The sequence below is a fragment of the Streptomyces umbrinus genome, assembly GCF_030817415.1.
Classification (GTDB): domain Bacteria; phylum Actinomycetota; class Actinomycetes; order Streptomycetales; family Streptomycetaceae; genus Streptomyces; species Streptomyces umbrinus_A.
This window is the reverse complement of the sequence record NZ_JAUSZI010000002.1, coordinates 255865-280762: the sequence shown is the minus strand read 5'-3', so window position 1 is coordinate 280762 and position 24898 is coordinate 255865. Positions and strand designations below refer to the sequence as shown.

Sequence of the window (24898 nt, the reverse complement as noted above, 5' to 3'; positions counted from 1 at the left end):
CTTCTATGTCATGTTGAAGGTTGGATTTCGAATGAACCTGCGCCAATACGAATACGCCCTGGCCGTCGCGGAGGAGGGCTCCATGACGGCGGCAGCAGAACGTCTGGGGGTCACTCAGCCCTCTCTGTCGCAGCAGATCGGCACCTTGGAGAAGCACCTCGGAGTGCAGCTGTTCACCCGCACCCCGAGCGGGGTGACGGTGACCGTGGCAGGGCGGGCTTTCCTCGCGGAGGCGGAGATCGCGACGACCGCATCCCGGCGTGCCATCACGGCCGCACGCGCCGCCGACGGGGAACTGGCAGGCGAACTCATCATGGCTGTCCACATGGGCCTGGGAGCACGCCAGCTGCCCCAGGTATTGGGGCAGTTGCGCAATCACCACCCGAAGCTGCAGGTGACTCTCTACGAGGAGCCCGATCCCACGGACATGGAACGACTGGTCCGCCAGGGAACCCTCGACATGATCCTCGTGCACCGCATCCCCGCCGGGTGCGCCTTCGACACTCACCCTCTGGGCGAGGAAGCCTACGTAGCCGTCCTGCCGAAGGGTCACCCGCTTCTCTCGGACGGCGCCGCTCTGCGCCTGGAAGACCTGGCGTCAGAGGGATGGATCCGGTTCCGGCGTGCCAGCCTGCTCGACGACTACCTCGCCCGCCTGCTCGCGAACGCGGGCCTCAGCCCGCACACGGTGGCCCGAGCGTCACAGATCTCCACTGCGGTACGGCTCGTGGCGCAGGGCCTGGGCGTCACTGTGGTCCCGGCCTCGGCCATCCCCGAAGGCTTCGAAGAACTGGCCTGCCCGCTACTGCCTTCCCTGACCGAGCCCGTCCTCGTCGGCGTGCGGCGCAATCCGGGTTCGGCGGAGACGGCCATGCTCGACCATCTCAACCAGCAGAACTGGTGCGGTACAAGCCTCCTCTGCCAGCCCCCAACTGCTTGAGCGTTCACCGTTGAACGCCCCGGTGACGTCCAACCTGGCTGTCGGCAACCTGGACCCCGCCCGCCGTCACCGCTCACGCTGCGAGCGCCGCACCGCGGTGTCTTCCCGTCGTGGTCCGGCAGCACCCCGTGCTGGGGCCACGCGCTCGAGTTTGGTCCAGCCGGTCCAGCCTCGCTCCTTCAGCAGCTCGATCAGCCGACGGGCCGGCGGCGCGGTGTCGAACGCGAGCGTGTCCATCAGCTTGACGAACGGTGGCTCGATGTCGGCATCGTCGACGTAGCCCTCGCCCTGTTCGTCGGCCATCCGCGTGATGTACGCGGCCAACTGGTCGGCCAGCTCGACCAGCCGTGGGTCGTCGTCGGTCCGGTCGAGGGCCTGGCCCAGGGTGAGATAGAAGTCGATGAGCTGCGGGTCGGCGAGCTGCTCCCGCTTGCGCGCCATCCACTCCGGAATCCGCTCGGGCGAGTGCGCGGCCAGTGGGATCCAGCCGTCGCGTTCGACCCGTACGATCCGCTCGTCGACGCCGAGCGCCCGCAGCCGGTCGAGGAAGTCGACCACCTCCGGGGGCAGCGCCAGGTTGTCCCCGGAGGCGAGGCGTGCGATGTGCTCGCGGTGTCGCTGCCGTTCCCGGATCTCCGCCCGCAGTCGTCTGTCGATGTCCGCGATCGCCTCGGCGAAGTCCTCCTCGTCCGCCTGCAGCAGCTCACGTACGCGCCTCAGCGGAACCCCGGCCTCGGCGAGGGTCCGGATCTTGATCAGCTCGACCACGGCGCCGGCGTCGTACCTCCGGTAGCCGGAGTGGTCCCGCTCCGGCTCCGGCAGCAGCCCCTTGGCGTGGTAGTGCCTCACCGCGCGCACAGTCACTCCGGCGTACGACGCCAGCTCGCCGATGGTCAGCATCGCACCAGTCTCCTAGTTCGCGGCTCGCGTCCGGTACCGGTAGAGACGCCGCGACCACAGATACCCGACCACTCCGATCACCCCACACCAGCCGATGGCCCACAGCACTTCCGAACCGTCCGGTGAACCCGCCAGCAGACCGCGGAAGGCGTCCATGATCGGAGTGAACGGCTGGTGCTCGGCGAACCACTGCAACCCGGCCGGCATCGATTCGACCAGCACGAACCCGCTGCCCACGAACGGAAGCAGCACGAAGATCATCGGCAGGTTGCTCGCGGTCTCCGCGTCCGGGCTTGCCAGCCCGAGAGCCACGGTGAACCAGGTCATCGCGAGCGACAGCAGCACGAGCAGTCCGACCAGCCCCGACCACTGCAGCCCCGAGGCGGCGGTCTCCAGGCCGAGCAGGAACGCCACTCCGAAGATGACCGCGAGCGCGAGCGCGGTCTGGATCATCGCACCGAGCACGCGGCCGCTGAGCACCGAGACCTTGGCGATGGCCATGGTCCGGAACCGGTCGGTGATCCCGTTGGTCATGTCGGTGGCGACCAGGACGGCTGTGCCGATGGACACGCTGGCCACCGTCATGACCAGGATTCCGGGAGTGATGAACGTGAGATAGTCGCCACGGCTCCCTGCCGGGGCTTCGGGCAGACCGGCGCCCATGGTCGCGCCGAAGACATGGACGAACAGCAGTAGGAACAGCAGCGGCTGCCCGATCAGCATCACCGTCATCGACGGATACCGGGCCATGTGCTTCAGATTGCGACGCAGCATGGTCACGGAGTCACGAACGGCGTACCGCGCGGTGCTCATACCGACACCTCCTCGGAAGGCTTGTCGGTGGTGGGGCGGCCGGTGAGGGCCAGGAACGCGTCATCCAGGTCCGGGGTGTGCACGGCGAGCCCGGTGACCGCGTCGTCGTCGATCCCGTCCAGCAGCCGTCGCAGTGCGGCGAGGCTGCCGTCGTGCGGCAGGGTCACGGTGAGTGCCTCGGCGTTCGCGCTCGCCCCGGGCAACCGGCGCGCCAGGTCGGCCACCCGCTCGCTGTCGGCGGCCCGAAGCTCGATACGACCGCCGGGGACAAGCCGCTTCAGCTCGGCCGCAGTGCCCTCGGCGACCAGTCGGCCCCCGTCGAGCACGCCGATCCGGTCGGCGAGGTGGTCGGCCTCCTCGAGGTACTGGGTGGTGAGGAAGACGGTCACCCCGTCGGCCACCAACTCCCGCACGATCGCCCACAGTTCACGTCTGCTGCGCGGGTCCAGGCCGGTGGTCGGCTCGTCGAGAAAGATCAGCCGCGGTCCGGCGACCAGGGTCATCGCCAGGTCCAGCCGCCGCTTCATACCGCCGGAGTACGTCACCGTGCGCCGGTCGGCGGCATCGCCCAGCTCGAACCGCTCCAGCAGCCGCTCGACCACACTCTGCGCGCGGCGACGGTCGAGGTGGCCGAGGTCGGCCATCAGCCGCAGATTTTCCCGCCCGGTCAGCAACTCGTCCACGGCGGAGAACTGCCCGGTCACTCCGATCGACGCGCGCACCTGATCGGCCTCGCGGCGTACGTCGTACCCGGCGACCCGAGCCTCACCGGCGTCCGCGGGGAGCAACGTGGACAGGATCCGGACCGTGGTGGTCTTGCCGGCCCCGTTGGGCCCGAGCAGAGCGTAGACGGATCCGGCGGGAACGGTGAGGTCGACTCCGGCGACCACCTCGTGGTGGCCGTACGACTTGCGCAGTCCGGTGACCTCGATCGCACTGGTTCTTGTAGTCATGCCCACCATGCTGCGAGGTTGCCCCTGCGTCAGGGTCAACTGCCACGGCGAACGCGTCGCATGGCGCCGCTCGCGTACTGAGTGCTCAGTTGCCTGACACCTGACACCCGACGTGTGTCAGGACCGCTGCGGTCGGCACCCTTGCACCGCCAACCTCCACCTGCGGATCAACGCTGGTCCGGGGGTCTCTCCGGCGGCACCTTCGGTCTAGCCCGGGGAGCCTGGGACAACGTGGAGAATCACGCCGAGAGTGCCTACTCACCGCATTTCACCGTCCGGCAAGCACGAAGTGGCCAGTTCGCCCAGGGGTACCCCCAGCGCGGCGGCCAGTGCCGCGGCGGTGAAGTAGGCCGAGGAGGGTGATCGCCCCGTCTCGATCTTGCGCACCGTCTCCGCCGACACCCCTGCCGCCGCGGCCACTTCCACCATGCTGCGAGCCCCGCGTGCCTGGCGCAGCAGCGCGCCGAAGCGTTCGCCGCGCTGCCGTTCCCGCGGAGTCAAAGGAGTTCTCACCGTGGCCGTGATACTAATACCGGTATAAAAATTGGCACACCCGAGCGTGAGACGAGGAGTCGCAGGACATGGTGGAGATCAAGACCGACACGGCGCTGGACGCGATGCGGGAAGCCGGGCGCATCGTGGCTCAGGCCCTCGCAGCCGCCCGGGAAGCGGCAGGCGTCGGGGTATCCCTGCGAGAACTGGACGAAGCGGCCCGCACGGTGCTGACCAAGGCCGGGGCCGGCTCGCCCTTCCTCGGCTACCAGCCCTCCTTCGCCCCCACGCCCTTCCCAGCAGTGCTCTGCACCTCGGTCAACGACGCCGTAGCGCATGGAGTCCCCACCGACTACCGGCTGCGCGACGGCGACCTGGTCAGCGTCGACTGTGGTGCCGAACTCGACGGCTGGACCGGAGATGCCGCCATCAGCTTCACCGTCGGCACCCCTCGGCCCGCAGACCTGGCTCTGATCGACGCCACCCAGCGCGCTCTCGACGCGGGCATCGCCGCTGCTGTCCCCGGCAACCGCATCGGCGACATCTCACACGCCATCGGCGCCATCGCCGAAGCGGCCCGCTGCGGCATGCCCGCCGACTTCGGCGGTCACGGCATCGGCCGCAGCATGCACGAAGACCCCCACGTCCCCAACCGAGGACGTCCCCGCCGCGGGTTCCGCCTCCGACACGGTCTGACCCTCGCCATCGAACCCATGCTCATGGCCGGCGGACACGACGACTACTACACCGCACTCGACGGCTGGACCCTCCGCACCACCGACGGCAGCCGAGCAGCCCACATCGAGCACACCATCGCCATCACCGAAGAAGGTCCCCGCATCCTGACTCTGCCCTGACCGGAACACTTGCAGCCGTACGTCACGGCTGCGCGCAGCCCGGCTGTTCACCACGAACCCACGGGTGCCTCGATCCCCGTACTCGCGGCGGGCCCCGCCGTGCCGGGTCGGCCGGGGTGCCGTGGGTGCCGTCGAAGAGCCGGTAGCGGGCGAGGAGTTGACGGTCGGTGGACCGTCGGTGTCGCGCTGACGCGCAGGGCTGAATGGGGCCGAGAGAAGGGCGTCAGCCAGGGACGGCCGCTATTCCAGCCATGTCCCGTCGCGCATGATGACTCGGCCGCGTAGTTCCGGCTCGCCGCGCCAAGCGCGCACACTCTTCGGCACCACGCGCACATACAAGAAGGGACCCTCCTCCGCGCGAGGGTCCCACCCGAACTTGGTGGCGAACGCCTCCGCAGCGTCTCCGGGTACATCCTGGTCCAGGAAACACTCCGCCTCGCCCTGGAGAAGCACCACATCGAAGGTGTCCGGCAGCGCCAGGCGCACGCGCGGCTCCTCGCGGACGTTCCGCGCAGTTGCGGAAGTAGCACTGGTGCACATCCACACCGCTCGCCCATCCCACAAGAACCACAACGGCACCTGGTGCGGCCCGTGATCAGGATGTGCTGTCGACACCCATACATCCCGCTCGGCAACGAGCCGTTCCAGAGTGTCGCGCCTACGCTCCGCCGCCTGACGGCGAACAATCCCCGTGATCTGCATGAACGTCGACCTTAGCCAGCAGACTCAAGGCGCGCATGAGGCGAAAGACCTACACCCGGCGACCGATGAACTCCTCAGCCCCTGGGCTCGGGGACGGCCATGTGCTGGACGGGACTTGGTACTTCGCCCGGAGAGGGTTCGCCCTCATCAACCAACACACGGATGATATTGATGCTACGAATTTGCGCATATCATCGGCGTCTCCAAAACCGCATACGTGCTGGCAACGGCATGCTGCCTTGACTTGGCAGCATGAATCGAACTCCACCATCAGCACGAACAACGCCCCGTCGTTTTCGCCGGCTCGCTGTCGTTGGCCTGGTAGTTGTCATAGCAGCGATCACCGCAGCCCTCGGCTGCCTGGTGTCGCAGTCATCCTCTTCCTCATCGGCCGCATCACCCGCGAATACTCTTCGCATTGACCACCGTGGCGCGCTGGGCGAGGCAGATGGCGCCGTCCCCGACGGTGTGACGGTCTTCGATGACGAGATTCCGGCTGTGGCCAAGCTCGACCCAGACCTGCTCAAGGCCCTCCGTCAGGCTGCAAAGGATGCCGCGGACAACGGAGTCGAGTTATACGTGAACAGCGGTTGGCGTTCCCCGGCGTACCAAAATGAGCTTTTTCGCGAGGCGGTCTCCAAGTACGGATCTGAAGACGAAGCCGCCCGATGGGTGGCTACTGCAACGACGTCTCCCCACGTGTCGGGGGACGCGGTCGACCTCGGGCACTCCGATGCGACGATGTGGCTGGCGAAACATGGCGCCGAGTACGGGCTGTGCCAGATCTACAGGAACGAACCCTGGCACTACGAACTCCGCACCAATGCGATCGATCGTGGTTGCCCGCGTATGTATGCCGACCCGACCCAGGACCCGAGAATGCAGCAGTGAGCGAGGACAGAAGATGGCGTAGGTAGACACGGGGAGGCCTACGGGACGCTGTCGGAATTCGGTGTCGGCGCAACTACATGTCGAGCTGGTCAGTATGCGGCGTCGTAACGGGCGCGTGCGGTCTGCACATCGGCCTCGTGGGCAACTGCCCATTGTCCGAGCGTGGTCAGCAGTTCCCGTAGTGAACGACCGAGGTCGGTCAGGGCGTACTCGGCCCGTGGAGGCGTGCCGGCATGAAGAGTTCGGCTGATGAGCCCTTCGCGTTCCAGCGACCGCAGAGTGCGAACCAGCATGCGGCGGCTGAGGCCCTGGACCGACCGGTCGAGCTCGTTGAAGCCGTAACTGCGCTGCGCCAGAAGCGACAGCAGCACCGGGCTCCACTTGTCGCCGATCCGGCGCAGCACCTCCGTCGCCGGACACCTCTGGTGATCATCGACCGTGACCGGCACCGTGACGCCGACGACGGGCTCGTCTGCCGAAGCTTCGTGGAGGGGTGACATCAATGTGCCTTCTTACGAGACCAACACGCAATCACTGACCATCAGGCTACACATACGGCAGAGGAGCCTCTCTTGATCGCAGTAAGCGGAGCCTCGGGAAATCTGGGCAGCTCAACCGTCCGCCATCTCGTCCAACGCACCGACGCCGCCCGCGTCCTGGCGTTGTCCCGCACCCCGGACAAGAGCGCCGACTTGGGCGTGCGCACTCGCCATGCCGACTTCGACGAACCGCACGCGCTGGTCCGGGCCCTCGACGGTGTGGAACGGCTGCTGATCATCAGCATCGGCACCGACGACCGGCTGCCCAAGCACGCCCGAGCGATCGACGCCGCCGCGAAGGCGGGCGTGGGCCACGTCCTCTTCACCTCCATCACTCGCGCCGGCGACCCGGGCCACCCCAATCCCCTCGTCCCCGACTACGGGGCCACCGAACGGCTGCTGGCGGAATCCGGATTGGCCTTCACGGTGCTGCGCTTCAACGTATGGGTCGAGATGCTGACCCTGGTCGGGGCGGCTCCCCGGGCCGTGGCCACCGGAGTCCTTCCCAGCAACAGCCGAGACGGACGCATCGGCCACATCACCCGCGACGACAGCGCCGCAGTGGCCGCCGCAGTCCTGGCCGAGGGCGGCAGCCAGGGAGAGATCCTCGAGGTCACCGGGCCCGAGGCAGTGACCGACGCCGACGTCGCCGACGCGCTGACCGAGGCCACCGGCCGCCGCGTGCGCTACGAAGAGGTCGCCGACGCCGAACACCCCCAGCGGCTCCTGGACCAGGGGTTCCCCGAGCACTTCGCTCACGCCTGGAGCGCCGCCGGCATCGCCAAACGCGATGGCTGGTACGACATCACCACCCACACGGTCCAGCGGCTCACCGGTCGGCCGGCCACCACCATCACCGACTATTTCGCGGCGCACCGCGCCGAGTTGGTCAGCTGACCCCGGCGCCGAAGCACCTCGCAGCCGGCCGTGCCCCGCGGCTTGGTCGAGAACGGGCCGCGGCGGCGCCCTGATCGGCCGGCGCACCGAAGCCAGGCGGCGGCAGGGCCCTGGATTCCCGGACCCTGCCGTCCCGGTCCCGGCTCTACGGCAAGGGTGATCCGAACCATGTCTCCAGCGCGGCGTGCAGCCCCGTGGTGTCGGTGACCGGGTCGCCGGCCCAGCAGACGTAGCCGTCCGGGCGCACCAGGAAGGCGTCCGCGGGCGGGGTGTCAGGGGCGGGCACCGTTCCGGTGACGATGTCGACCCGGCCCTTGCACGCCATGGCCGCATCGCCGGCCCCGGCCGGTTCGTTCAGGAGGGCCAGTATGCCGTGACCGTCGCGGAAGTAGGAGCTCAGATGACGTTGTGACTGAGGGGTCACCACAGTCACATCCGGCATCCGCCGTCCTATCAAGGGATGCGAGCCTGCGATGTCGTACCGGGTGTCCAGCGCTGCTCCGCGTTCGACGAAATGGCGGTTGACCTCCGGGATCTGCAGCAGTTCGTCGAGCATGTCGCGCACATCCTGAAGGCCGGGGTCGGGGTCGAGCAGCAGCGCCTGGAGCCGCGCTTGGCGCAGCATCAGCTCGCCTGCTGGATGACGCTCGCTGTGGTAAGTGTCCAGCAGCGCGTCACCACCCCGGCCGTGCACGGCCGAGCCGAGCTTCCACCCCAGGTTCATGGCGTCCTGCACCGCGGCGTTCATACCCGGGCCGCCTGCGGGGAACTGCACGTGCGCGGCGTCGCCGGCGAGGAAGACACGTCCCTGCCGGTACTGTTCGGCCTGCCGGTTACTGTCCGTCAGTCGGGTCAGCCACCTGATGTCGTGCAGCCCGAAGTCACTGCCGGCGATCTCGACGAGCGCGGCTCGCATCTCCTCCTCGGACACGGGGGCATGGCGATCGGTGACAGTCCGCCCGTAGAAGAACGTAAAGATCCGGTAGATGCCCGGTTCGGGGAGCGGGACCGCCGAGAACCAGGTCCGTTCCTCCGGCCGCACGACGCCGTACGGGCGCAGGGGCCCCATGCCCTCGCCGACCGGCAGTTCGTCGCTGAACCTGCCTTCGGCCAACAGCCAGTAGAGAGTCGGGCCCTGGCCGGGGAAGGCGATGCCGGCGAGCTTGCGGGTGGTGCTGCGCCCGCCGTCGGAGCCGACCAGGTAGCGGGATCGGATCTCGTACTCGCCGTCCGGCCCGCGGATGCCGGCGGTGACCCCGGCATCGTCCTGTTCCAGCCGGATCAGCTCGTGCCCGCGTCGGAACTCCGCACCGAGCTTTCGGGCGCGCGCGGTCAGTATCTTCTCGACGTCCTCCTGCGGGCGGTATGCCGCGTGTGGATGGCGGCTGTCGAGGCCCTCGTACGTCAGCGGCGTGGGCAGGCTGGCGAAGTTGCCGTTGTGGAGCAACGGCGTACCGTCGAGGAGGTCTTCGAGTATCCCGCGGAGTTCGAACTCCTCAAGCGTGCGTGTCTGCACGCCGAGCCACTTGTGGTCGGACTGTTCTGTCAGCCGCTCCACGACCAGGGTCCGCACACCTGCCAGCCCCAGCTCACCGGCGAGTAACGCACCCGCCGGCCCGCCACCGACCACCACTACGTCAACATCAAAATCAGCATCCATCGATGCGTTTCCCTTCTGGACGATCGACGCCTCGGACTCGGCTGTGACGGCGGTTGTCACCGGCCCGGGAGTGTCCAGCCGGTGGAACGCAGCCATGTGGGCAGGTCCCACGCACTCGGTTCGATCGCTTTCGCCGCATCGATGTCGGCCTGGTAGGCGGGGGTCTCCGCGAACCAGCGGAACATAGCCTGGGTGTCCGGGTTGTCGTCGAGGACGTGCAGGGGCAGGGCTTCGTATCGTGCCGGGAGCCCGGCGTGTTCGCCGAAGGCGGCGGCGATCCGACTGCCGGTGCGTTCGTCGCCGGCGATCTCGATCGTGCCGCCGGGCGCCTGTGCGGTGCCCAGCAGGAGAGCGGCGCTGATCCGGCCGATGTCGTGGACGGCGACCAGCTGCAGCGGGATGCCGTCCGGCAGCGGTATACGCAGCACGATCTCGCCCTGCTCAACGCTCGGTGCCAGGAACGAGAAGTTCTCCATGAAGGCGACCGGGCGGACTGTCGTCGCCCGCAGGCCGGACTGCTGGAGGTATTCCTCCACGCGGCGCTTCGATTCGAAGTGCGGTATGCCCGAGTCGCGTTCCGCACCGCCGACCGAGCTGAACACGACGTGCGGCACGGCTGCCGTGACCGCCGCGTCGACGAGGGCGGTGCCCTGCTGTGTCTCGCCCTCGATGTCCGCGAGGGTGTGCCCCGCGGGGGTTGGTCATGAAGAAGAAGGCGTCCACCCCCTTGAGCGCCGTCGACAGCGACCTGGCGTCGCCGATCTCGACCTTCGCGAGTTCGACTCCGCGGTCGGCGAGCGCCTGCGCCCGGTCGGACTCGGGGGTTGCGTACGAGGGCGCGTACGTGCGCACCGCGGGTCAGGAGCGCGTCGATGACCGATCCGCCCTGCTGGCCAGTGCCGCCGAAGACGGCGATCGTGCCGAATGACTGTGTGCTCATGATTGCTTCTCCCTGTGGGCCTGCTCTGAAGCCGGTGGGGCAGCAGTCGCTGCCGTGCTCGGCGACGAGCGGGTTGTTCGGGTCTCGGTTTCGTAGAAAACGCGTCCGGGCGCGCTCTGGGGCGATGGCGTGCGCCGGGCGGGCCCGCCACGGCACAGGTGAGCCCGATCCGGGCGGACCAGTGGGGGAGCGCTGCTGGTGCCGCTCCAACAGCGCGCAGAGGCGCGCCGCCATCGGCGACCAAATAGTTCTTGCCGTGAACTAAAGTAGTTCCTGCCGTGAATTTCCGCAAGGTAAGGTGACATGCAGCGAAGGAAGGGTGCGCCGGTGACAGAGAACGACGGCTTCGGAAACAACCTGGTCTGGCTGTCTGTGCTGGTGCAGCGCCGGTACGCACAGGTCTGCGCCGACCACGACCTCACCCCTGTCCAGGCGACACTCCTGTGCGTGATCAAGGATCAGCCACAGGGCATGGGTGATCTCGCGCAGCTGCTCGGCGTGGCCAAGAACGCGCTCAGCGGTCTCGTTGACCGCATCGAACGACGCGGGCTGGTGCAAAGGGAAGCGCTCCAGCGCGATCGGAGGGCGGTCACACTCAGCACCACCGCACTCGGCAAGGAGATCGTCGACGCGCTCTATGCCGACGTCGCCCAGCGCATGCCCGACATCGCCAGCGCACTGCCCGCCGACGAGCGGCGGCAGCTCGCCAACTCCGTCGCCCGCATCACCGCCCCTCTGGCGGCATCGTCCGTGCCTGACGCAGCCCTGTCCAATGCCGAGAGCGAACAGTCGCCGGGATAGGCCACGTCATTGGGTGAGGATGACCAGAGCGCCGGCCCGGCCCGTTGCGGAGAGCTGGGTCGAGGACCGTCGTACCGCCACGAGTTGGCTCGGTTTCGTCAAGCATGGATGTGACCGACGTTGCCGACGGCACGGAAGCAGGAGCTCGTGATCGCCACGCCTGCGGTCAATCCCGTTGGGTACGGGCCTGCGTACGGCCGAGTTGTCACCGCGGACACTGCTGGGTGTCCCTTGACCGAGTGGAGCGGGGCCCGGAAGGTCACTCGGCGGATGGTGTTGCTGCATTGGGTATCCAGCAGTGTGTCACTGGCCAGGCGTTGGGACCGCCCATCCGCTGGAGCGCACCCACGCAGGCAGGTCCCACACGGTCGGCTCGATCACCTTCACTGCTTCGATGTCGGCCTGGAAGGCCGGCGTCTCTTGCAGCCAGCGGAACATTGCCTGGAGATGAGGGTTGTCGTCAAAGGCCTGCAGCGGCAGAGCCTCATAGCGTGCCGGCAGGCCGGCGCGCTCGCCGAACGCGGCGGCGATCTGACCGCCGGTGCGCTGGTCGCCGGCGATTTCGATGCTGCCGGCCGGCGCTTCTGCGGTCCCGAGCAGGAAGGAGGCACTGATCTGCCCGATGTCGCGGATCGTGATCAGCTGCAGCGGGATGTGATCGGGCAGCGGCAAACGCAACACGACCTCGCCGTGCTCCACGCTCGGTCCCAGGAGCGGCAGGTGGTCCATGTAGACAACCGGTCGCACCAGTGTCACCCGCAGGCCGGACTTTTCAAGGCGCTCCTCCAGGTGGCGCTTCGACTCGAAGAGCGGCACGCCCGAGTCGCGGTCGGCACCTCCGGCCGAGCTGAAGACCACGTTCGGCACGGCCGCCGCTACCGCCGCGTCGATGAGGGCGATGCCCTGGCGCGTCTCGCCATCAACGTCGTGGGTATCACCCTCGAGGGTGGTCATGAAGAAGAACGCGTCCGCACCTTGCAGCGCAGCCGGCAGCGATGCGGCGTCACTGACGTCGATGCGGACGAGCTCGACTCCTCGGCCGGCGAGTGACTGTGCCCGGTCGGAGCCAAGGTCACGGACGAGGCCTCGTACGCGCGCACCGCGGGACAGGAGCGAGTCGATGACCGCTCCGCCCAGTAAATCCAATGGGTGCGGATCCTTTCGAGGGGCAGCTGAGCTGGGAAGACGCTGATTGACGTGTGAGCGGTGCCGTCGTACTCCTACCGTGGCGGGGTGGAGGTGGGCGCGATGGTGTCGTTGCCGGAAGAGCTCCAGGCGCGGGAGGCCGCGGCTCGACAGCGGGTGGAAGAACTCCAGGCCGAGGCTGCGGAGTTGGCCGTCCGGCTGGAGAAGGCCCGGGCGGATCTGTCGCGGTTGGAGATCACGCGGGAGACCGTCGCGCAAGTGCTCGCGGAGTTGTCGGCCGCCCAGGCAGCGCCGGAAGCAGAGGCGCGCGATGCGCCGGACCCCAAGGCGCCGGCGCCTCACGGCATCGGAGTGATGGCCGTGCCGCCGTGGCGGGAGGGCCTGGTCGTTCAAGTGCTGCCGGACGTGTACCGGGACATCGTGGAGATCGTCGCTGATGCTCCAGGTCCGTTGCAGGCCAAGCAGATCGTGCCGCGGATCGGGTTGGAGGCCACCACGGCGAAGATCGAGGGGACACGGGGAAAGCTGAAGCGTCTGGTGGAGCGGGGCTGGCTGGACGAGGACGCACCGGGACGGTTCACCCTCGCTCGCCACGACGGGGACACCGGCCGGGTCAACTCCCGGTGACCAAGGGGCTCTTCTCCGTAGATTCGAAGGTGCCAACCAAACGAACCGCAAGAAGAGCCGAAGAAGAGCCCCAGATGGAACCCTATGACGCCTTGTCCGGGCCTGATGAGTATGCCGCCTCCCGTGGTGCCTTCGAACGCCTTGTCTCGACGCTGGCCGACGACCCGGCGCAAAGCATGGCCCACGACGAGCTGGAGGAACTGCTCGAACAGCAAGGGCGCGAGTTGCTGCGGCAGTTGATGCAGGATCACCTCGATGCGCGGGCGAGGACGGAAGAAGCGGACGCCCGTATCAACGCAGGGCAACCGGCGGTGCGCGGGCCGGAAGGACAGACGCGGACCTGGCGGGAGAGCAACCACCCCCGCTGGCTGACCTGCGTGTTCGGGCCGGTCCGGGTGAACAGGATCGCCTATCGCGGCCGGGGCGTGTCCAACGTGCACCCGGCGGATGCCCACTTGTCGCTCCCCGCCGGCCGGCACTCCCGCGGGCTTGCCCGCCTCGCGGTTCTGGAGGCGGTTCGCGGCTCGTTCGACCAGGCCCAGGCCGCGATCGAGCGACGCTGCGGGAAGGTGCTGGGCAAGCGCCGTCTCAAAGAGCTGGTGGTCGCTGCCGCCGTCGACATCGCCGCCTACTACACGGTGAAGATCCCCACGCCGTGCACCCGCGGGATGCCGCTGGTCATCCAGGTCGACGGCAAGGGGGTGGTGATGCGGCCCGAAGCCCTGCGCGAGGCCACCCGCCGGGCCGCGGCCAAGAGCGCGGCGGCCGGACGGCGCGGACGCCTGGCTCCGGGGGAGAAGCCCAATCGCAAGCGCATGGCGACCGTGGCCTGCATCTTCGACATCGTGCCCGCCCCGCGCCGGCCGCACGACATCGTGCACCCGCCCGGCGGTCGCAGCCAGGCCCGGCCGCCGAGGCCGGGCCCGAAGGCGGAACAGAAATGGTGCACCGCCTCGGTGATCCGTCCTCCGGAACAGGTCGTCGCCGACGCCTTCGGACAGGCCGAGGCCCGCGACCCGCAGCAGCTGCGGGACTGGATCGTGCTCGTCGACGGCGCCCGCCACCAACTCGACCTGATCCAAGCCGAAGCCGCCCGCCGCGGCATCCACCTCAACGTCCTGCTCGACTTCGTCCATGTCGCCGAGTACTGCTGGACAGCAGCGCATGCTTTCCATCCGCCCGGCAGCCGTGCGGCTGAGACCTGGGCCACGGACAAACTCACCGCGATCCTCGCCGGACATGCCGAGCGCGCCGCCACCGAGATGACCGCCCAGGCCGCAGCCGAACGGCTTCCCGCCGCCCGCCGCGAGGCAGTCACCACCTGCCACCGCTACCTCACCGGCCACCTCGATCAGCTTCACTACGACACCGCCCTCGCGGCCGGCTGGCCGATCGCCACCGGCGCCGTCGAAGGCGCCTGCCGCCACCTGATCGCCGACCGCCTCGACATCACCGGCGCCCGCTGGGGACTCGACGGCGCCGAAGCCGTCCTCCAACTCCGCACACTGATCACGAACGGCGACTTCGACAACTACTGGGTCTTCCACGCGGCCCGCGAACATCAACGCCTTTACCCCGGCCCCGACCAGCAGAAGTACAGCCTCACAGCTTGATCCCGACCGTCACTTCAGAGGATCCGCACCCAAATCCAATGCATCGAAGACGGCGATCGTGCTGGACGACTGTGTGTTCATGATTCCCCTTCTCAGGTGTACGTCGACGCCGGTGCGACAGCGATTGGCGGCCAGGTGAGCTCTGGACGCACTCCACTAGTTCCTGCCGTGAACTAAACTAGTTCACGGCAGGAACTTTAACAAGGGGGATGGGAAGTACGGCAAGGCCATGAGTGATCAGGGATCGGCGCTGAGGTGCGCGGAGAGTGGCCCCACCCTGGGCTGTTCGCGGCGGTCGGCCGCGGTGACGCAAACCGAGCAATCGCCATCGGGGCAAAGGAGGTTAGGGCTGCCGCTACTTGCGGCAATGGCTCCGCCATCGAGGCATCACCCGTCGCCTGGCACGCCGAGAGATCGAGCCCCGGCGCACATCGGAAGCCACCACTGGGTCGTTGAACGGCCAATGGCCTACTGGGAATCGTGCTGGCGGCGTGCGAGAACGATTCCCCCGAGTGTGCTCTCGGCTGAGGTGAGAGTCTTGTGCGCTTCGACGGTGAAGCCGGCTTCGTTGAGCCAGGCCGTCATCTGGCTGTGCTGTCGACGGTGGACGTAGAGCTTCATCGGGTGCCCGCCATAGCCCTGCGTCTTCAGCTGCGACTCGTCACCGACGTGGAAGCCGAGCAGCAGCGGGCCACCAGGCCGGACCACTCGCTTGAAGTGCGCGAAGACCGAGCCGATCTCGTCGTCGGGCACGTGGATCAGCGAGTACCAAGCGACGAGGCCGGCCATCGAGTCATCGGCAAGGTCGAGGTCGGTCATCGAGCCGAGCTCGAACCGCAGGCCGGGATGATCGCGCCGAGCCACCTCGATCATCCCGGGCGACAGGTCGATCCCGAACGCGTCCACGCCCAGTTCAGTCAGGTGGGCCGTGATCCTCCCCGGCCCGCATCCCACGTCCGCCACCGGGCCCCCGCCGCTGGTGCGCACCTGGTCGGCGAACTGTGCCAGGGCCGCGCGCTCGTAGGGCGTTTCATCCAGCAGGTTGCGCAACTGGTCCGCGTAGCTGGCGGCGACGGTGTCGTAGGACGCCCGAGTATCTTCCAGCCAGCCGTCAGTGTTCAGTTCGATTCCCACGCCGGCAGGCTACCCAAGAGCGGCATGAGATGACTTCCGACGACGGCCGGATCCTGTTCGTTCGGATCATGCCGGCTCGGGGGGCCTGGCACGCATGTCTGCGGCGTTGTCGTCAGCCCCAACACTCCGCGCTGACTCGCTTCTCCGCCTTGCAGCTACAAGTACCAGGCCCCGCTCCCTGATCTGGCCTGACCCGAATGACCCGAACGACAGGCCCTAGCCGTCGACCTCGTACTGGCCTACCTCAAGGAAGTAGCGCAGCGCTTCCGGGGTGTTGTCGTCCAGGGCCGCGTTCGCCGCCGCGCGCAGTGCGTCGCTGATAGCGGGATCGGCCAGTATCCGCGCGATGGCTACACGGTCGTCCTCGGCCTGAGCGAGACGCAGGCCGGTCTCAAGGAACTCTCGTACGGCCTCGGGGCTGCCGTCGTCGAGGGCCCCGTTGGCCTCACGGACGACGGCCTTGCCGCTGTCGGGATCGGCCAGGATCCTGGCGATGGCGACGCGGTCGTCCTCGGCCTGAGCGAGGCGGTAGCCGGTCTCGAGCCAGGCACGCATCTCTTCCACGGTGCCGTCGTCGAGGAGTTCGTTGGCCTCTCGGGTCACGCGCTTGCCGCTGTCGGGGTCGGCCAGGATGCGGAGGATCGCGATGCGCAGGTCGTCCGCGTCCATCTCGTCGTAGGGAGAGCCCGCGTCCGCTGCCGCCACGGCGGCAGGCGACGGTGTCGCGGCGCCGGCCAGGGACGGAGTGGAGAGCAGCAGGGCCGGAGCGAGGGTGCCGGCGGCCACGGCGAGGGACGCGCGGGTCAGTCTCACGGAGAGAACCACCTTGTGTCGTAGTCGCGGAGTGCGGAGGGGGCATTGTCCCAAGGGGAGCCGGGCCGGGTCTCTGCCCGGATCACGCAGTCTTCACTGGTTCTTCATTGCCGAGGGCCTGCCACCAGGCGGTTTCGATTCGATCAGTCGAACGTTGTGGTCCAGGTGTGCTGTTGACCGACGCGCAGTGGGCGCGGGTCGAGCCACTGCTTGCGGACCGGACTCCGAAACGGGTCTGGCCGCTGCGCTCGCCCGATGAGCAGTCCGGCGACGGCGAGTGAGTAGATGTCGACGATCCACAGCAACTGAACCGAGGACGGCTCCAGCTCAGTGCTCAGCGTCGGCAGTGCGACGTTCAATACGGTCAGGTCCAGCGCGACGACCAAGAGGCTCAGGGACAGGATGCCGAGCACTGTCCACCTGTTGGCCGCGCTGCGCGCCGATTCCATGGTTGCCCTCCTCTGATGTCCTTCGTTCAACCGCCTCGTACGTCATACCGCAGGATCGTACAATGTACGAGCCTGCGGTACTATAGAGCCGTGACTGAGACTTCTGGGCGAGAGACCACACCGAAGGGGCGTCAGGGTTCCTTCTGGCTTCGCGAGACGAAGAAGAGCCCGTCGAAGCCATCCCTGAGCCGTGAACAGATCGTGCAGGCCGCGGTGCGGCTCCTGGACGAAGGAGGCGTACGGAACCTGCGGATGCGTCAGCTGGCGACGTCGTTGAACTCCGCACCCATGTCGCTGTACTGGCACGTGCCCAACAAGGACGACCTCCTTGAGCTCGCCGTCGACGCGGTGTTCCCCGATCCGCCGAGCCGGGCCGACGCGGTGGCCTGGCAGGACGACATCAAGAGCGGCGCGATCGGCCTGTTCGAAGTGCTGCTGCGCCACTCATGGGTGATCGAGCTGATGGGCGGGCAACCCCCAGTGGGTCCACGGGCGTTGGCGCACACGAGTGCCATCATCGAGATCCTGGAGCGCGCGGACTTCACCCCCCAGCAGCTCGACTCCGCACTGGCGGCCATCTACTACTACATCGTGGGTGCGGCCCTGTCCGAGGCCTCCTGGCAGACGATGTCCAACCGGCGGGCCGAGAACGAGGAGGAGTGGGCGGCCCGGTTGGGCCCGTACCTCGACGCGGCGGTGCAGGACCATCCGAAGTCGCTGGCCGACTACATCAACCGCAGTGCCACAACCAGTACCCAGAGCCGCTTCCGGGAAGGGCTGGACTGCATGATCTCCGGCCTGGAGCGGATGCGTTCGTGACGCGCGGTTCTCCGTGGCCCCGGCAGGGCGCATCGTCTGTCACACGGGCGGCCCGGCTCGCGGCACTCGCGGCCGGAGGCGGCGGCGTACGCGAACACGTCGAGGCCGCCGACAGCGGACAGGTCCCGCCTCACCCCTCCAGGCGGGACAGCTCGTTCGGAGGGAGCTGCGGCAGGAGCGTGAGCGCGACCCTTCCTACTTGTCGTGCTGCCGGCGCACCATCTCGGTGATCCAGATGGGCGCGAACGGAGAGGTGCAGCCCGGGGAGGTCGGGTAGTCCTTGAGCACCTCCAGGCGCTCACCGATGTCGATCGCACGGGTGCGGTGCTCGGTGTGTTCGATCCCGATCTGGGCCAGGCAGTGGTTCATCGCCCACTGCAGGCGATCCGGGGCGTCCTTCATCTCTGCCTCGACGACATCGAGCAGCCCTACGAGGTCGAGTACCTCGGGCTTCTTCGCCACGCGTTCGGTGGTCAGTGCCCAACCCGCACTCGCGACCACTGGATCCGGATCGGCGAACCAGGCCAGGCGGAGCTCTTCGGAGTGCGGGTTCTTCTTGACCACGTAGTTCACGAGCCAGTCGTGCACCTTGGGGGTGCGCGCCTCGCGCAACATGACATCCAACTCGTCACGCTCGAACGCCTTCGGGCGGCAGATCAGGAGCGCCAGCAGTCTCGCCGCGGTATCACCCGTGTCCCAGAGGCGCCGGGCGAGTTCCTGCTGCGTCTTCAGCCGCTTCGCGAGCGCGCGCAGCTTGCTGAGGTTCACACCGTGATCGTCACCGTGCTTCTCGTTCACCGCGCGTGCTTTTGGGTCCTCGAGCGCGGCCAGCTCGGCCATCACCTCGGCCGCCGTCGTCTCGGTCACAGCCGTCTCGGCCACCTCAGCCTCCTGTCCCTCACGAGCGAGAGTCAGCCTACGACGGAGGTCGGCCCCCTGTCGTACACGCCGGTTCGGCAGTCTCCTTGTCCCTGCGGTCTGAGGTCTGCGGCCTGCGGGTGGTGGTCAGACACGCTCAGGCTGCAGGGGGTGGCTCCATCCCGGTACCCAGATGCCGCTGTCGGGGCGGCTGGGGTAGGCGGATGTGAGATGGCGGCGCAGGGCGGCCAGGGAGGGGTGAGGGTTGTCGGTGTGCCAGATCAAGGAGCGGGGTAGAGCGGGATCGGGTCTTTGATGGGGATGCGACGCAGGTCGTGGCCGGCGGGCCAGACCAGTGGGGTCTGTTCGCTGAAGAAGGTGCCCAGTGTCGTGGAGTTGGCGATGGTGTCGAGCAGGGGCTCGATTCCGAAGTCGGGCCGACCGAGTCGATGACCTGGTAGAGGGCCAGGCCGTGGCGCCGTTTCTTTGAGGTCTGGGCCAGTTGCTGGAGTGTGCAGAAGGCGTGGTCGGCTGAGGCGGGGGTGACGCGGTGGTGCCAGCCGTTCCATGTAGGGCCCTCGAAGTGGGCCAGGCCCAGGGCTTGTTTCATCTCGCGGTAGTCGTGCACGATCCGCCGGCGGAGGTCGGCCAGCCGCACCAGGATGGTGAGCGGGGTGTCCTCGGGCAGGTTGGAGAGTGAGAACTGCAGCGGCTCCGGCTCGGTGGCGGGCCACTCGGCCGGCAGCGGGCTCGTGGACTGCCGCAAGCGGATGTGTTGGCCCGTCCAGTGCTACGGCGAGGTGGGCAGGTGCGGGGAGCGGAGCACGAGCAGGGTGATCTCGCTGGGGGCGAAGACGCGGAACGGCGGGCCCCAGAAGCCGGTGCCACGGCTGGTGTAGAGGAGGGTGCGGGCGCCGTGGTGGCTCAGACCGGCGAGCGCGGGCTGGTCGATGCGGACCAGGTGGTGGAAGGGCCAGATCTGGCCGCCGTGGGTGTGGCCGGAGAGCTGGAGGTCGATACCGGCGGCTGCCGCCCGGTCGACGAACTTGGGCTGGTGTGCCAGGAGCAGGACGGGTAGGTCGGGGTCGGCGCCGTTCAAAGCTCCGGCGAGGTGGGCGCGGTGGCCGGCCAGGCCGGAGGATTCGGCGGTGACGTCGTCCACGCCGGCGACCACGAGGGTGTCGCCTCCGCGTTCGAGCAGCAGATGGCGGTTGCGCAGCGGCTCCCAGCCCAACTCGCCCATCAGGTCGACCCAGCCCTGGGCCTCGCTGTAGTACTCGTGGTTGCCGGTGACGTACACACGGGCCCGGCTGGCTCGCACGGTACCGAGTGGGACGGCCTGGGCGCGGCGGCGTTGGGCCGTGCCGTCCGCGATGTCGCCGGTGTGGCAGACCAGGTCGGCTTCCAGGGTGTTCACCGTCTCGCACACCCGCTCCGACCAGCGGGCGCGGTCGAGGGGGCCGTAGTGGGTGTCGGTGATGAGGACGACGCGGGTGCCGTCCAACCCGGCACCCAGCCGCGGGAGTTGCACGTCGAGGCGGCGCACGCGTGGCACGCGGCGGGCTTCGGCGTACCCCCAGGCGAGCAGTACGGCGGTCGTGCCGAGGACGGCCCAAGCGACGATTCGGGCCCGGTCCTGACTCTCGCCGACGCCGGCCACGGTCAGGGCGAGCCGCAAGAAGACGCCGAGCAGAACGGACCAGGTGAACAGAACCCAGCTGGTTCCCAGCAGGGTGTCACCGACTATCGCCGCCCGGTCCTGCTGGCGTCGGCCGTGGCCGCGCCCCATCGCGAGCGGCATACCAACGAGGCCGAGGACGAACAGGACGGTGCCGACCAGCGTGACGAGAAGCGGCCAGTGCTGGCCGGTGTACAGGAGCACCCAGCAGGGCACGGCCCACAGCAGGACGGGGGCGATCAGGGGGATGTAGCGCATCAGGCGGTGCAGTCGGCTCTGCTGCGGAGCTTGCACTTCGCTGTCGGCGGGTTGGGTGTTGCTGGTGTCGGTCACACTTCCCCTCTCTGCCCGGGCTGCCGTCTCGCGCACTGTATCCGGTCGCCCCGGGGCTGGTCGGAGGGGCCTTCATGGGAGCGCCCCTGCGGGGCGAAGGGTTTCCTGCGGGATGGCGTCACCTCGGCTCTGATCGCGTCATTGGCGGGTGCCGTGACGGCGCTTGCTTCCGCGAGCCCGGGCCGCCGTTGTGTCACCGGCGATGTGCGCAGCCGGCGGTGAGCGGTCATCCGGGCCTCTCTGACAACCTCGGCAGGGGCCTTGTCCCGGTGCACATGAGCCTGCGCTCCGACAATCCCACACTCGCAAACCCCGCACCGCGGGAGCTCAGCCTCCCCGCCACCTGACCATGCTGCCCCCCGCGCCTCACCGGACACGTGTCCGGTGAGGCGCGGGGGAAAGTTCGGCAAGGATGTCGAGAACGGCGTGGTGACTCCGTCCCAGGGGCAGAAGCGGCCACCGTGGTCGCTCAGCCTTGGGAGGCCCGTCATGACGAACGACCAGATCGCCGAGATCCTCAGTCGCCCGCTGAGCCAGGAGCTGCTGGCTCGTGACCTCTGCCGCCTGGCCTACGTGGCCAAGGACGGGACACCGCGGAACATCCCGATCGCCTTCGCCTGGAACGGCAAGGAGGCCGTGATGTGCACGTCGAAGAACGCCCCGAAGCTGGCTTCGCTCCGTCGGAACCCGGCCGTCGCCATCACGATCGACACCGAGGTGCACCCGCCCAAGATCCTGCTCGTCCGCGGCACGGTGGAACTCGACGAGGTCGACGGTATTCCCGAGGAGTACCTGGAGATGAACGGCTCCTACGGGATGACGGCGGAGCAACGGGTCGAGTGGGAGGCCGAGATCCGCTCGCTCTACGACGGCATGGTCCGCATCGTGATGACGCCGACCTGGGCGAAGCTGATCGACTTCGAGACGACCCTGCCCAGCGCCGTCGAGGAACTCGTACAGCAGCGTGCGGAACGTCAGCAGCAGAGTGGCGACAGCGTGCCGTCCGACGAGCAAGGAACATCGAAGTCATGACCATGCATACGGTGCATGGAACGAGCCATCCAGCCTCGACCGGAGAAGCCCCACCGCCCGGCCGGAAAGAATGCGGCAGCAGGGCCTCCTGGTGATCGGTCTGGTTCGCATCCCCGACGCGCCAAGAGGCCCTGCTCTCATACGCCGATCCCCGCGCGGCTACCCGACCAGGAAGGTTTTGCGCATTCCCTCCTCCAGTGTTTGCCGGGATCCGGTGCCCGTTCCGGTCAGGTGAGCCAGCTGCCCGCCGCGCATCCGGAGGCGGTGACCCAGCGGTGGGACCCGATGCGGTCGTTCACGACCTGCCCCGGCCTGTTGTAGAAGTAGTTGTCCGTGAGGTTGTCTGCCCACAGCTCTCCAGGAGCGAGGCAGACGTAGCCGTTCTGATACTGGTAGTCCTTGTCGTAGTAGAACGCGACGACGTCCTTGCCCCCGATGAACCCGCTGTTCATCACAGACGACGCCTCTTTGTAGGCGATCGTCTGGAACGGGCCACTGTCATCGCCCCAGAAGCGATCGTCTCCCGGTGTCACACCGAGGAGGTTCCCGTCACAGCCGTAGTCCGTCCAAGCCCTGACGTTGCCGTCACGGCCCGGCCACTCCTGCTGACAGCGGTATTCCTGTGTTGCCGCCGTGGCAGAGGTGGTCGGTGCCACAAGTCCGAGGGAGGTCAGGGCGATGACGATGGCGGCTGTACCTGGTCTGCGCATGGGCGTACTCCTTGGTGTCCGCCTCTGGGATGAGGCATACGGTTCCACGGTTGAGCCGTGGAAGTGATGGGCAGTCAGGCCCGTGGGCCGACGATCTTCTTGGCGCGGTCGAGCGCCTGGTGCTGCAACCGGCTGTGCGTGTCGAGGGCTTCGCCGTAGCGGTCGCGCAACTGGGCGACGTAGTGGCTCTCGCGCTCCTCACCGATGGGGCGGAGGTCGGTGTCCCGCGCACAGGTGGCGTCGGCCACGGCGAGCTTCCGCTCGGCCTTGAAAGCCTTGGGCTCAGCCGTCCGGGAAGCCTGCGCCACCGCTGCTTGGCGGGACGCCCCCGGGTCCCTGTAGACGTATCCGGCCCGTTTCATACACCGCGACCAGGCGTTCTGCGCCGCTGAGAACCGCTGGTCGGCCAGCACCCGGGGAACGTAGAGCGACCGCAGGTGTCCGACAGCCTTCTCCGCACGGAACCAAGCCCTGGGATCGCCGTAGAGCCTTTTCTCGGACTCGGCCACGCAGCCGCCCATCCGCTTGCGCAAGGTGCTGCCGCCGGGGATCTCGACGGCGATCACTGGCGCGTCGATCCCCTCGTCCAGAGCCTCGTCGTAGACGTGGCGACGCTGCTCGGACAGGCGCTTGCGGTAGGCGAGGTTGGGGTTGGAGGCGCGGGCGGCCGCTTCCTTGGCCTCGATGCGGCTGCCGTATCCGTGCTTGCGGGCCCAGCCGACATCGTCCAACACATAGCCGAGCGTGCGGCTTTCCTCCAGGCTGAGCTGCTCGGCCTCCCAGAACTCGAAACCCTGCCGCCTCATGCACGTGCCGATCAACTTCTGCTGTGCGTCCGAGATCCGCAACTGCTCGGCATCGGTCAGCTGCCGGGCAGTCGCGGCCGACGGAGGCGCCGTGCTCTGCGGAGTGTGCTGGGCACTGCCACAGCCGGCGATGACGGCCGACACAAGGAGCAGACTGATCACGGCCTTGCGCATGACATCCTCTCGCGTTGATTGTGAACGGGGCAGTGGTGCGGGCCAGGGCGGCCACGGAGAGGAAGGGCGACGGTGACGTGGTCCGCCGCGCGTCAACCCCGTGGTCTCGCGGCGGACCTGGGCAGCAGTCCCCGGTGGTCCCGCGCCCCGTACCCGACCGGACCCGTCGCAGGGCCCTCAGCACCCGTACGTATCGGTGCTGACGCCGCGGCAGCCGGCGCGCTGGCTGATGCCGTCGGCGCGAGTCCGGCAAAACCGACGAACGAAGCGGCCGCGTTCGGCGTGGCGGCCGTACGGGTGCACAGCGACATGGCGCTCCTTGCGGCTGGAATGACGTGGGGGGTGTGCTTGCGCCCCGCAAGGCTAGAAGGAGGCCGACCGCACCGGTCCTGACAGATGTCAGGTGTCGGGTCTCAGAAGCCTCCGCCTTCCGAACGTGATCGCTACTTTGGGCGGGGCGGGCATGAACTCCCGTCGTCGACGGGGGAGATGGGCGTGGTTCGTCCGTCCAGGTCGCTTGCGGCGTTACGGGAGGAGGCCGAGCGAGTGCAGTAGCCGGGGCGAGTCGACATCCATCAGGTCGTACTGAGACTGGCCTGTTGCCTCATCACCTACCGACAAGTCAGTTCATTGCGAGCCCTTGATGCGTGATGGGTTGGTTCTTCCCGGTTGGCTTCTGCGATGCATGCCATGATCCGGCCTCATGAGTGAGCGATCGTTGTCACATGCCTGGCTGTCGTCGTGGGTGGGCAAGGCGTCAGATGTCTTGAACGCGATGACAGAGGAGTTCGAGCGTCGGCACGGGTTCCCTCCGGGGACCAATCAGGTCCGATCGGCCAACCATGACGATCAAGAAGCGGCCCGCGCTCTGGTTCAAGTGGACGTCGCGGCAGGTGATTTGGTCGCATTCTACGAAAGCGTTGGCGAGGTCACATGGGAGGACGTCGGCAACGGTTACTTCGTCGATTCCGTGAGCAAAGTCCTGCAACGGCTCACTGAGTACGGCTCAGTTCGTATCGGCGCGAACCAGGAGCACTGTGGCTTGGTCGTTGGTTCAAATGGTGCCGGCCTGCTGTATGTGGCCGACCAGGATGGGGCGGTGTACCGGACGCGGACAGCGTCGTTGGACTCTACTGAGGTGGACAGGGTGGCAGACGGCCTGAGGGAGTTCCTGGAGTTGCTGGAACGATCCCTGACGCGGTTTGTCGCTACCGGCGAGCCGGGATACCTGTAGCTCCGGTCCTAGTACTCCAGTTGCGGTTCTCCATATGCCCTGGTCAGATGGCTCTTTTGGTGTGTAATTGGCTGACGCCTCGTCAGG

The 24898-nt window shown here is 67.8% G+C and carries 25 protein-coding genes and 5 pseudogenes; 10 read left to right on the top strand and 20 right to left on the bottom strand.

Annotation, left to right across the window (positions count from 1 at the left end):
* Window positions 1-31: 31 nt before the first annotated feature.
* The gene (locus tag QF035_RS01940) at window positions 32-940 is read left to right on the top strand and encodes a LysR family transcriptional regulator (protein ID WP_307517699.1); all 909 of its coding nucleotides are present in this window, start codon (window positions 32-34) and stop codon (window positions 938-940) included.
* Window positions 941-1006: 66 nt separating this feature from the next.
* Here QF035_RS01940 and QF035_RS01935 read toward each other — a convergent pair whose 3' ends face one another.
* The 4 genes from QF035_RS01935 to QF035_RS01920 all read right to left on the bottom strand — a co-directional run bounded on the left by QF035_RS01935 (window position 1007) and on the right by QF035_RS01920 (window position 4119).
* Entirely contained in the window at window positions 1007-1840 is an 834-nt protein-coding gene (locus tag QF035_RS01935) for a MerR family transcriptional regulator (RefSeq protein WP_307517697.1), read from the bottom strand.
* 12 nt (window positions 1841-1852) lie between these two features.
* Window positions 1853-2653, bottom strand: coding sequence for an ABC transporter permease (locus QF035_RS01930; protein ID WP_307517696.1), 801 nt, complete (start codon window positions 2651-2653; stop codon window positions 1853-1855).
* Complete coding sequence (locus tag QF035_RS01925) at window positions 2650-3606, bottom strand: ABC transporter ATP-binding protein (RefSeq protein WP_307517694.1); 957 nt, start codon at window positions 3604-3606, stop codon at window positions 2650-2652. The genes QF035_RS01930 and QF035_RS01925 overlap by 4 nt, the downstream gene beginning before the upstream one ends.
* A gap of 258 nt (window positions 3607-3864) precedes the next feature.
* Complete coding sequence (locus tag QF035_RS01920) at window positions 3865-4119, bottom strand: helix-turn-helix domain-containing protein (protein WP_307517693.1); 255 nt, start codon at window positions 4117-4119, stop codon at window positions 3865-3867.
* 68 nt (window positions 4120-4187) lie between these two features.
* Here QF035_RS01920 and map point away from each other — a divergent pair, with 68 nt between their 5' ends.
* A complete protein-coding gene (map, locus tag QF035_RS01915; protein WP_307517692.1) occupies window positions 4188-4955 on the top strand; it encodes a type I methionyl aminopeptidase in 768 nt (255 codons plus the stop codon).
* A gap of 240 nt (window positions 4956-5195) precedes the next feature.
* Here map and QF035_RS01910 read toward each other — a convergent pair whose 3' ends face one another.
* Window positions 5196-5657, bottom strand: coding sequence for a pyridoxamine 5'-phosphate oxidase family protein (locus QF035_RS01910; protein WP_307517690.1), 462 nt, complete (start codon window positions 5655-5657; stop codon window positions 5196-5198).
* A gap of 252 nt (window positions 5658-5909) precedes the next feature.
* Between QF035_RS01910 and QF035_RS01905 the strand changes: the two genes are divergently transcribed.
* Complete coding sequence (locus QF035_RS01905) at window positions 5910-6548, top strand: M15 family metallopeptidase (protein WP_307517689.1); 639 nt, start codon at window positions 5910-5912, stop codon at window positions 6546-6548.
* An 89-nt stretch (window positions 6549-6637) separates the two neighbouring features.
* Here the strand turns inward: QF035_RS01905 and QF035_RS01900 are convergent, their stop codons facing one another.
* Window positions 6638-7048: a winged helix-turn-helix transcriptional regulator gene (locus QF035_RS01900; protein ID WP_307517687.1), complete on the bottom strand. Its 411-nt coding sequence runs from the start codon at window positions 7046-7048 to the stop codon at window positions 6638-6640.
* A 72-nt stretch (window positions 7049-7120) separates the two neighbouring features.
* Here QF035_RS01900 and QF035_RS01895 point away from each other — a divergent pair, with 72 nt between their 5' ends.
* Window positions 7121-7984 carry an NAD(P)H-binding protein gene (locus tag QF035_RS01895; protein ID WP_307517686.1) on the top strand — a complete coding sequence of 288 codons (864 nt, stop codon included), beginning with the start codon at window positions 7121-7123 and terminating at the stop codon, window positions 7982-7984.
* A 145-nt stretch (window positions 7985-8129) separates the two neighbouring features.
* Here QF035_RS01895 and QF035_RS01890 read toward each other — a convergent pair whose 3' ends face one another.
* The 4 genes and pseudogenes from QF035_RS01890 to QF035_RS01875 form a co-directional block, all read right to left on the bottom strand.
* Entirely contained in the window at window positions 8130-9740 is a 1611-nt protein-coding gene (locus tag QF035_RS01890) for an FAD-dependent monooxygenase (protein ID WP_307517684.1), read from the bottom strand.
* The gene (locus tag QF035_RS01885) at window positions 9701-10258 is read right to left on the bottom strand and encodes an NmrA family NAD(P)-binding protein (protein WP_307517683.1); all 558 of its coding nucleotides are present in this window, start codon (window positions 10256-10258) and stop codon (window positions 9701-9703) included. Before QF035_RS01885 ends, QF035_RS01890 begins: the two co-directional genes overlap by 40 nt.
* Window positions 10259-10400: 142 nt before the next feature.
* Window positions 10401-10496 (bottom strand): annotated as a pseudogene (locus tag QF035_RS01880) (hypothetical protein); the annotation flags it as partial.
* Window positions 10497-10512: 16 nt separating this feature from the next.
* Window positions 10513-10584, bottom strand: a pseudogene (locus QF035_RS01875) (hypothetical protein); the annotation flags it as partial.
* Between the two features lie 327 nt (window positions 10585-10911).
* Between QF035_RS01875 and QF035_RS01870 the strand changes: the two are divergent.
* Window positions 10912-11385 (top strand): MarR family winged helix-turn-helix transcriptional regulator, encoded by a 474-nt coding sequence (locus QF035_RS01870; RefSeq protein ID WP_307517682.1) that lies wholly within the window; start codon window positions 10912-10914, stop codon window positions 11383-11385.
* Between the two features lie 303 nt (window positions 11386-11688).
* Here the strand turns inward: QF035_RS01870 and QF035_RS01865 are convergent, their stop codons facing one another.
* Window positions 11689-12531, bottom strand: a complete 843-nt coding sequence (locus QF035_RS01865; RefSeq protein WP_307517681.1) for an NmrA family NAD(P)-binding protein — start codon at window positions 12529-12531, stop codon at window positions 11689-11691.
* Window positions 12532-12633: 102 nt separating this feature from the next.
* Here QF035_RS01865 and QF035_RS01860 point away from each other — a divergent pair, with 102 nt between their 5' ends.
* Together QF035_RS01860 and QF035_RS01855 are read left to right on the top strand one after the other, a co-directional pair.
* On the top strand, window positions 12634-13158 hold the full coding sequence (locus QF035_RS01860) for a hypothetical protein (RefSeq protein ID WP_307517680.1): 525 nt from the start codon (window positions 12634-12636) through the stop codon (window positions 13156-13158).
* Between the two features lie 74 nt (window positions 13159-13232).
* Window positions 13233-14771, top strand: coding sequence for an ISKra4 family transposase (locus QF035_RS01855; RefSeq protein ID WP_307517679.1), 1539 nt, complete (start codon window positions 13233-13235; stop codon window positions 14769-14771).
* A gap of 468 nt (window positions 14772-15239) precedes the next feature.
* Here QF035_RS01855 and QF035_RS01850 read toward each other — a convergent pair whose 3' ends face one another.
* The 3 genes and pseudogenes from QF035_RS01850 to QF035_RS01840 all read right to left on the bottom strand — a co-directional run.
* On the bottom strand, window positions 15240-15893 hold the full coding sequence (locus QF035_RS01850) for a class I SAM-dependent methyltransferase (RefSeq protein ID WP_307530829.1): 654 nt from the start codon (window positions 15891-15893) through the stop codon (window positions 15240-15242).
* A gap of 228 nt (window positions 15894-16121) precedes the next feature.
* Window positions 16122-16718 carry an ALF repeat-containing protein gene (locus tag QF035_RS01845; RefSeq protein WP_307517678.1) on the bottom strand — a complete coding sequence of 199 codons (597 nt, stop codon included), beginning with the start codon at window positions 16716-16718 and terminating at the stop codon, window positions 16122-16124.
* Window positions 16719-16972: 254 nt separating this feature from the next.
* Window positions 16973-17167, bottom strand: a pseudogene (locus tag QF035_RS01840) (MFS transporter); the annotation flags it as partial.
* A gap of 90 nt (window positions 17168-17257) precedes the next feature.
* Here QF035_RS01840 and QF035_RS01835 point away from each other — a divergent pair.
* The gene (locus QF035_RS01835) at window positions 17258-17986 is read left to right on the top strand and encodes a TetR/AcrR family transcriptional regulator C-terminal domain-containing protein (RefSeq protein ID WP_307517677.1); all 729 of its coding nucleotides are present in this window, start codon (window positions 17258-17260) and stop codon (window positions 17984-17986) included.
* Between the two features lie 195 nt (window positions 17987-18181).
* Here the strand turns inward: QF035_RS01835 and QF035_RS01830 are convergent, their stop codons facing one another.
* The 4 genes and pseudogenes from QF035_RS01830 to QF035_RS01815 form a co-directional block, all read right to left on the bottom strand.
* A complete protein-coding gene (locus QF035_RS01830) occupies window positions 18182-18826 on the bottom strand; it encodes a DNA alkylation repair protein (RefSeq protein ID WP_307530827.1) in 645 nt (214 codons plus the stop codon).
* A 165-nt stretch (window positions 18827-18991) separates the two neighbouring features.
* Window positions 18992-19281, bottom strand: a pseudogene (locus QF035_RS01825) (LysR family transcriptional regulator); the annotation flags it as partial.
* Window positions 19282-19328: 47 nt separating this feature from the next.
* A pseudogene (locus tag QF035_RS01820) lies at window positions 19329-19589 on the bottom strand (IS701 family transposase); the annotation flags it as partial.
* Window positions 19590-19634: 45 nt separating this feature from the next.
* Window positions 19635-20855 carry a metallophosphoesterase gene (locus QF035_RS01815; RefSeq protein ID WP_307517676.1) on the bottom strand — a complete coding sequence of 407 codons (1221 nt, stop codon included), beginning with the start codon at window positions 20853-20855 and terminating at the stop codon, window positions 19635-19637.
* A gap of 489 nt (window positions 20856-21344) precedes the next feature.
* Between QF035_RS01815 and QF035_RS01810 the strand changes: the two genes are divergently transcribed.
* Window positions 21345-21887, top strand: a complete 543-nt coding sequence (locus tag QF035_RS01810; protein WP_307517674.1) for a pyridoxamine 5'-phosphate oxidase family protein — start codon at window positions 21345-21347, stop codon at window positions 21885-21887.
* 227 nt (window positions 21888-22114) lie between these two features.
* Here the strand turns inward: QF035_RS01810 and QF035_RS01805 are convergent, their stop codons facing one another.
* Window positions 22115-22597: a hypothetical protein gene (locus QF035_RS01805; protein WP_307517672.1), complete on the bottom strand. Its 483-nt coding sequence runs from the start codon at window positions 22595-22597 to the stop codon at window positions 22115-22117.
* Between the two features lie 74 nt (window positions 22598-22671).
* Window positions 22672-23577, bottom strand: coding sequence for a hypothetical protein (locus QF035_RS01800; RefSeq protein WP_307517670.1), 906 nt, complete (start codon window positions 23575-23577; stop codon window positions 22672-22674).
* A 703-nt stretch (window positions 23578-24280) separates the two neighbouring features.
* On the opposite strand from QF035_RS01800, the gene QF035_RS01795 reads away from it, so the two are divergent.
* The gene (locus tag QF035_RS01795) at window positions 24281-24811 is read left to right on the top strand and encodes an SMI1/KNR4 family protein (RefSeq protein WP_307517669.1); all 531 of its coding nucleotides are present in this window, start codon (window positions 24281-24283) and stop codon (window positions 24809-24811) included.
* Window positions 24812-24898: the final 87 nt, after the last annotated feature.